Source organism: Curtobacterium sp. A7_M15, assembly GCF_030705415.1.
In the GTDB taxonomy this organism is placed as follows: Bacteria; Actinomycetota; Actinomycetes; order Actinomycetales; family Microbacteriaceae; genus Curtobacterium.
Window position 1 is genome coordinate 1 of record NZ_JAUZED010000139.1, and the last position, 7,740, is coordinate 7,740.

At 70.4% G+C, this 7,740-nt stretch carries 7 protein-coding genes; 5 read left to right on the top strand and 2 right to left on the bottom strand.

Features of this window, described 5'->3' with window-relative positions; genetic code table 11:
• Positions 1-53: 53 nt before the first annotated feature.
• Positions 54-764: a DUF3027 domain-containing protein gene (locus tag Q7F20_RS16785; protein ID WP_305741210.1), complete on the bottom strand. Its 711-nt coding sequence runs from the start codon at positions 762-764 to the stop codon at positions 54-56.
• Positions 764-1,141 carry a cold-shock protein gene (locus Q7F20_RS16790; RefSeq protein WP_175351094.1) on the bottom strand — a complete coding sequence of 126 codons (378 nt, stop codon included), beginning with the start codon at positions 1,139-1,141 and terminating at the stop codon, positions 764-766. The genes Q7F20_RS16785 and Q7F20_RS16790 overlap by 1 nt, the downstream gene beginning before the upstream one ends.
• A gap of 56 nt (positions 1,142-1,197) precedes the next feature.
• Between Q7F20_RS16790 and Q7F20_RS16795 the strand changes: the two genes are divergently transcribed.
• From Q7F20_RS16795 to Q7F20_RS16815, 5 genes are all read left to right on the top strand, one after another.
• Positions 1,198-1,497 carry a hypothetical protein gene (locus Q7F20_RS16795; RefSeq protein WP_305741211.1) on the top strand — a complete coding sequence of 100 codons (300 nt, stop codon included), beginning with the start codon at positions 1,198-1,200 and terminating at the stop codon, positions 1,495-1,497.
• A 28-nt stretch (positions 1,498-1,525) separates the two neighbouring features.
• Positions 1,526-3,286, top strand: coding sequence for a helicase-associated domain-containing protein (locus tag Q7F20_RS16800; RefSeq protein ID WP_305741212.1), 1,761 nt, complete (start codon positions 1,526-1,528; stop codon positions 3,284-3,286).
• A gap of 57 nt (positions 3,287-3,343) precedes the next feature.
• Positions 3,344-5,041: a DNA repair helicase XPB gene (locus tag Q7F20_RS16805; protein WP_305741213.1), complete on the top strand. Its 1,698-nt coding sequence runs from the start codon at positions 3,344-3,346 to the stop codon at positions 5,039-5,041.
• 51 nt (positions 5,042-5,092) lie between these two features.
• Positions 5,093-5,788, top strand: a complete 696-nt coding sequence (locus Q7F20_RS16810) for a response regulator transcription factor (RefSeq protein ID WP_079237230.1) — start codon at positions 5,093-5,095, stop codon at positions 5,786-5,788.
• A gap of 79 nt (positions 5,789-5,867) precedes the next feature.
• Positions 5,868-7,583, top strand: coding sequence for a cell wall metabolism sensor histidine kinase WalK (locus tag Q7F20_RS16815; protein ID WP_305741214.1), 1,716 nt, complete (start codon positions 5,868-5,870; stop codon positions 7,581-7,583).
• The last annotated feature ends 157 nt before the right edge of the window (positions 7,584-7,740 follow it).

The window sequence follows — 7,740 nt, forward strand, 5'->3', positions numbered from 1 at the left end:
CGCAGCCCCACGGATCCCGTGGGGCTGCGGCTGTCCTGCGTGGTGCGGGTGGATCAGGAGCGGTGATGCTCCGGATCGACCTCGCTCGCGTCCAGCCGGTCGATCTCGAGATCGGCGTCGGGGTCGACGGGGCTGACGCGCTGCGTGCGGCGACGGCCGCGTGCACGTCCGACCGGAGCGTCCCCCTCGTCGGGGTCCGCGTCCGCATCTGCGTCGTGCGTGTCCAGCTCGTCGACGTCCACGCCGTCGATGTCGTCGTCGTCCGGCTCGTCGAGGTCGTCCTCGTCGGCGTCGAAGTCGTCCTCGTCGTCCGCTTCGTCGTCGTCGGACTCGTCGTCGTCCGAGTCGTCGTAGTCGGCGTCCTCGTCCGCGTCGTCCTCGTCGAAGTCCTCGTCGTCGGACTCGTCGTGCTCGCCGTCGGCATCCTCGGCCTCGTCGGTGTCCTGGCCTGCCCGGTACTCGGCGAGCCGCTCGGACCACGGCACCCAGTCCGGCGCCAGCAACGAGCCGTCACCCGGCATGAGCTCGACCTCGAGCACGGTCGGCTCGTCACCGGTCACCTGTGCGATCGAGACGGTCCAGCGCCAGCCGGGGTACCCGGCCATGCGGTTGGCGAACAGCACGGAGAGGACACCGTCGCCCTCGTCGACGGTCCCGACGAAGCCGCCGACGGTCGACTCGGGGGTCACCTCGAGCAGCGCCTTCCGTGCGAGCGCGGTCAGGTCGTCCGAGGGGGCGGGGGCCACGGGGGAGGTGTCGGTCATCACGCGTCCAACTGGTCAGCGACGTGCCGCAGGATCGCAGCGATCCGGGTGCCGTTCTTCGGGTAGCGACCGTGTCGGAGGTCACCGCTGATCCGGTCGAGCTCCTTCACGAGGTCCTCGACGATCACCGCCATGTCGTCCGCCGATCGCCGTGACATCTTCGCGAGGGACGGCTGCGGGTCGAGGAGCCGCACGGACAGCGCCTGCGATCCTTTCTTCCCCTGGACGACGCCGTACTCGAGCCGCGAACCGGCCTTCACCGACGTGACGCCGTCGGGCAGCGAGGACGCGTGCAGGAAGACGGGTTCGCCGTCGTCTCCGGTGATGAACCCGAATCCCTTCTGGTCGTCGTAGAACTTGACCTTGCCGGTGGGCATTCGTCGGTCTCCTCGTGATCGTGGAACGGCCGTGGTGCGTCGGATATCCTGGGTCGATGGCCAAGCCAACCCGATCCACCGGGAACACGCAGGACTCTGCAGAACCCCCGGTGACGTTCAATCGTACCGAACGCGCCCTCGCGTTCATGGTCGGCGGGATCTTCATCGCCGCCTTCCTCTGCATGGCCGCCATGATCGTCATGTGGCTGACCGTCCCCAGCGCCCAGGGATCGATGCCGTGGCCCGTGATCATGGCGATCCCGCTCATCGGCTTCCCGATCGGCATGGTGCTCGTGTTCACCCTCCTCGGCATCACCTGGACCCGCAGGGCACGAGCGAACCGGACGGCGCGCTGAGGACCGCGTCGGACGAGCGCGGCGGACGATGACGACCACCGCAGACCTCGCAGCCCGGCTCCGGGCGATGCCGGACGACGCCCTCGAACGGCTCGTCGTGGCGCGCCGGCTCCCCGCCGCCGCCCTCGCCGAGACCGGTCCGATGCGTGTGTCGGACTTCTTCGACCTGGCCGAGGCACTCCGCACCGACGACGCCGTCGACGCCGCGATCGAGCACCTGCCCCGCCGGACACTGCTCGCCCTGCGTGACGGGACGGGCTCGGCCGACGACCTCGCCCCCGCAGTCACCCTCGGTCTCGCCGACGAGGACGGCGGCGTCGACGACGCGGTCACCACCCGGCTGGCCGCCCACCCCGAGATCGCGGGACTCCCAGGAGGCGCGGATCACCCCCGCCCCGCCGCACCGGTCGACGAGACGGGCGACGACGCGCACGCCCGGACGACCGGCGCCGAGCACGCCTTCGCGACGATGACCGTGCTCGCCGAACTGCTCCGCGCGGTGTCCGAGGGCGCGGTGCGCGAGCTCGTGAAGGGCGGCATCGGCACGCCGCTCGCGAAGACGCTCGGCGACCGGACCGGTGCGGACGCTGATGTGGTCCCGGACCGGTTGGCGCTGCTGGACCGGATCGGGTTCACGGACGCGGGCGACGGGACGTGGGCGACGACCCCTGCGGGCGACGCCTGGCTCGTCGCGAGCTGGCCGGACCGCTGGTCGGCCCTCGTGTCGGCGTGGCGGGACGCCCTCGACCCTGCCGTCCGCAGCGTGCTCGACCTGGCCGGCGACGACCTGCGCGACCTCGTGTCCGTCGGCCGGTGGGCGTACCCCGCGGGCTCGCGGTGGCTCGACGCCGTGCTGCTCGACGTCGCAGGCACCGCCGCGGCTCTCGGGCTGACCGACGAGGGCCGCGTGACGAGCACCGGCCGAGCGCTGCTGGACGGCGACCCGGCAGCCGCGGCAGAGGACCTCCCCCACACGGTGGACTCCGTCTACCTGCAGCACGACCTCACCGTCATCGCCCCGGGTCCCCTCGCGCCCGTCGACGACGCCGCCCTGCGGACCGTCGCCGTGCTCGAGGCCCCGGGACTCGCGGCCCGGTACCGCATCTCCGAGGACTCGCTTCGCCGGGCGTTCCGCGCGGGCCACACCCGGCAGGACGTCCTCGCGCTCCTGGAACGCTTGTCCGCGACGGCCCTGCCGCAGCCGCTCACCTACCTGGTCGACCAGGTGTCCTCGCGGGACGGCAGCATCGTGGTCGACGTCGGTGTCGACGGGGTCGGTGCCCGCGTGCACGGGACGCCGGACCAGCTCGACCTGGTCGGGGTGGACGCCGAACTCCGGCAGTTGGCGTGGGAGCGCAGCGACCTGACGACGCTGCTGACCCGCTACCCACCGCACGTGGTCCACACGGCGCTCGAGGACCAGCGCTACCCGGCCGTCCTGACGGCCGCAGCCCGCCCCGCGACGGGATCCGTGCCTCCAGGCCGTCGACGCACCACCGGACGGAACCCGGAGCAGGCGGCGCACGCACTCGTGGAACGGCTCCGTGTCACGACCGAGCGCGGCGAGGCCGAACCCGAGCAGGAGTGGCTGGGGCGGCAGATCGACCTGGCCGTCCGCGGACGGACGCCGATCCGCCTGACGGTCCGCATGCCGGACGGCTCGGAGCGGCCGTTCTCGATCGTGCCGACCTCGGTCGCCGCCGGACGTGTGCGCGGACGGGACACGGCCGTCGACGTCGAGCGGACGCTCCCGCTCTCCCTCGTGGTGGCTGTGGAGAGCGACGCCTGATCCACAGGCGAGCCGATCCGCGCCGGTTCGCAGCCGAGCGGCCTAGGCTGATCGGTCATGAACGGACCGCTGATCGTGCAGAGCGACCGCACCGTGCTCCTCGAGGTGGCACACCCCGACGCCGAGGACGCGCGGCACGACCTCGCGGTGTTCGCCGAGCTCGAACGCGCGCCGGAACACGTGCACACCTACCGCATCACCCGGCTCGGGCTGTGGAACGCGCGCGCGGCCGGTCACGACGCCGAGAGCATGATCCACACGCTCGAGCACTTCGCGAAGTTCCCGGTCCCGCAGAGCGTGACGGTCGACATCCGCGACACCGTGGCGCGGTACGGTCGGCTCGTCATCCGGCGCGAAGAGCGACCGGACGCGCCCGCGATCGCGAACTCCCCGGCCGAAGCGCTCGAGCGGCAGCCGGTCCTGCTCCTCACCGCGACCGAGCCCACCATCCTGGCCGAGGTCATCCGCTCGAAGCGGATCAAGCCGCTGCTGGGGAACATGCGATCCCCGGAAGAGGTCGAACTGCTCCCGTGGGCGCGCGGACAGATCAAGCAGGAGCTCGTGAAGCTCGGGTGGCCGGCCGAGGACCTCGCCGGCTACACCCCCGGTCAGCCGCACGCGATCGACCTCGAGACCGACGACTGGCACCTGCGCCCCTACCAGGAACAGGCGGTCGACACCTTCTTCGCGCAGGGCTCCGGCGTCGTCGTGCTTCCGTGTGGTGCCGGCAAGACGCTCGTCGGCGCCGGGGCCATGGCGACGGTCAAGGCGACGACGCTCATCCTCGTCACGAACACCGTCTCCGCCCGGCAGTGGCGGTCCGAGCTGCTGCGCCGGACCACCCTCACCGAGGACGAGATCGGCGAGTACTCGGGCAGCGTGAAGGAGATCCGTCCGGTCACGATCGCGACCTACCAGATCCTCACCGCCCGCCGGAAGGGCGAGTACACGCACCTGTCGCTGCTCGACGCCCTCGACTGGGGACTCATCGTCTACGACGAGGTCCACCTGCTGCCGGCACCGGTGTTCAAGCTCACCGCCGACCTCCAGGCGCGGCGACGGCTCGGGCTCACGGCGACCCTGGTGCGCGAGGACGGGCGCGAGGGCGACGTCTTCTCGCTCATCGGGCCGAAGCGCTACGACGCCCCGTGGAAGGAGATCGAGGCGCAGGGGTACATCTCCCCCGCCGCCTGCTACGAGGTGCGCATCGACCTGCCGCACCAGGACCGCCTCGAGTACGCCGCGTCGAGCGACGACGAGCGGTACCGTCTCGCGGCGACCTCGCCGGCGAAGACCCCGGTGGTTCGCGAGCTCATCGAGAAGCACCGCGGCGAGCAGATCCTCGTGATCGGGCAGTACATCGACCAGCTCGACTCGCTCGCCGAGTCGCTGGGTGCCGCCGAGATCACGGGTTCGACCCCCGTCGACGAACGGGAACGTCTCTACCAGGCGTTCCGGGACGGCTCGATCGACGTGCTCGTCGTCTCGAAGGTCGCGAACTTCTCGGTCGACCTGCCCGACGCCACGGTGGCGATCCAGGTGTCCGGTTCGTTCGGTTCCCGCCAAGAAGAGGCCCAGCGACTCGGTCGGCTCCTGCGCCCGAACAAGGACGGCCTGCCCGCGTCGTTCTACACGCTCGTCACCCGGGACACCGTCGACCAGGACTTCGCGCAGAACCGGCAGCGGTTCCTCGCGGAGCAGGGGTACTCGTACACGATCCTGGACGCCGACCAGGTCCAGGCGGTCGTTGGCTGACGCACCAACCGCTCTCAGGAAACCACTAGGGAACGGTCAGAAGATAGGGCCATGAGCGATGGCCCCAAGATCCTGATCGTCGACGACGAGCCGAACATCCGCGACCTCCTGACGACCTCGCTGCGTTTCGCCGGCTTCGCCGTGCGCGCAGTGGGCAACGGCGCACAGGCGATCTCCGCCGTGCTCGAGGAAGAGCCGGACCTGATCATCCTCGACGTCATGCTGCCCGACATGAACGGTTTCGGCGTCACGAAGCGCCTGCGATCGTCGGGCTACACCTCGCCGATCCTGTTCCTCACCGCGAAGGACGACACCGAGGACAAGATCACCGGTCTGACCGTCGGCGGCGACGACTACGTCACGAAGCCGTTCTCGCTCGACGAGATCGTCGCCCGCATCAAGGCCATCCTCCGTCGCACGATGAACGACGAGGAAGACGCGATCATCCGCGCCGGCGAGCTCACGATGGACCAGGACACGCACGAGGTCACGATCGGCGACGCACAGATCGAGCTCTCCCCGACCGAGTTCAAGCTGCTCCGCTACCTCATGCTCAACCCGAACCGCGTGCTGTCGAAGGCGCAGATCCTCGACCACGTGTGGGAGTACGACTTCAACGGCGACGCCGGCATCGTCGAGTCCTACATCTCGTACCTGCGTCGCAAGCTCGACCAGTACTCGGCCGAGCCGATCATCCAGACCAAGCGCGGGTTCGGCTACATGCTCAAGGCGACCAAGGCCTCCTAGGTCGTCCGGATCCTCTGGGTCCGTCTTCACGGCGGTCGTCCGGTTTCACCGGGCGACCGCTGTCTATCGTTGGGGCAGCATGCACACGCGAATGAGCCGCTGGTGGGACGGGATCTCCCTGCGCACCAAGATCACCGGGATCACGGTGCTCCTGGTGGCACTCGGCCTGCTCGTTGCCGGGCTCGGCACGATGACCGTGCTGTCGACGTACCTGATGGCGCAGCTCGACAACAGCGTGAAGAACACCACCGAGCAGCTCGAGGGTCAGAACATCAGCGACGGCGAGCAGTACTGCAAGCTGTCGGTCGTCCTCTCGCAGAGCGCGTACGTCGCCGCGTACAACGCCGACAGCGACCGCATCTGCCAGACCAAGGCATCGAGCCGACCGGACATCCGGCAGCTGGACTTCTCCGCCGCGGCACAGAGCGGCGTCCGGTTCTCGCTCTACGACAGCCAGCACGACCACGAGTGGCGGGCCCAGGTCATCCCGGCGTCGCTGCAGGACCAGTCCAACGGCACCACGCAGACCGGCTACGTGCTCGTCGCCGTCTCCAGCGCCGACACCGACCAGACGATCGCCCGCTTCACCGTCATCTTCCTCGGGTTCGGCATCTCGGTGATCCTGCTCGGCGCCATGCTCACGCGACTGCTCGTGACGGCGACGTTCGATCCCTTGCGCGACGTCGAGGACACCGCTGCCCGGTTCGCCGCCGGTGACTTCAACCAGCGCCTCGAAGCCGACACCCCCAACACCGAGGTCGGTCGCCTGAACCGGTCCCTCAACTCCATGCTCGAGCGCATCGACTCCGCGTTCGAGGACCGCCAGCGCACCATCGACCAGATGCGCCGGTTCGTCGGGGACGCCTCACACGAGCTCCGCACGCCCCTCGTGTCGCTCCGCGGGTACGCCGAGCTCTACCGGATGGGCGCCCTCCGCAAGGAAGAGGACGTCGCCCAGGCGATGGAGCGCATCGAGAAGGAAGCCCAGCGCATGGGGCTCCTCGTGCAGGACCTGCTGCAGCTCGCCCGCATCGACGAGTCGAAGCCCCTCGAGCTCGGCCCCGTCGACCTCGTCGCGATCGCCCGCGACTCCGCACTCGACACGATGGCGTCGAACCCCGACCGCGAGATCCAGGTGCTCGTCGAGGACTCGGTGACCGGCGAGAGCGTGCCGCACGCGGTCCGCCCGGCGTCGGCTCCCGCCTCGACACCCGGCCCCGGCGACGGCGCCCCGGTGTCCCCGACCTCGGCGAACACGACCGGGCCGATCGCGTTCTCACGCCAGACCATCGCGCGACTCCGCGCCCGCCGCACCCGGGCGATGGGCGTGGACGGCACCACGACCCCCACCGACGAGACCACGCCGCTGCCCACCGTCGTGCTGCCGAAGCGGCCGCCGATCGTCCTGGCGGAGGAGAACAAGATCCGCCAGATCGTGACGAACCTGATGGGCAACGCGATGCGCTTCACGGAGCACGACGACCCGATCGAGATCGGCATCGGCGTGGACGACGAGCGTGGGATGGCGCACATCGACGTGATCGACCACGGCGAGGGCATCCCGCCGCAGCTGCGCGACAAGATCTTCCAGCGCTTCTGGCGAGCCGACACCTCGCGCGCGCGGGACACCGGCGGCTCCGGCCTCGGGCTCGCGATCGTCTCGGGCATCGTGGCGGCGCACCACGGGTCGGTCGAGGTCTTCGACACCGAGGGCGGCGGCGCGACCTTCCGCGTGTGGCTCCCCCTGCTCCCCCGCGACTACGCCGCGCCCGCGCCGACTCCCGCCGGCGCCTGACGCGCGCGGGCGCCTGACGCGCGCGGGCGCCTGACGTCCGGCGACCCTCATGGCCGCCGCCGGTCGAGGTCGCACGAACTGCCGTCCGCACGCTCTTCGTGCAGCACCTCGTGCGACCCGGACGCCCGACGCGCGGCATGCCGTGCGACCTCGCCAC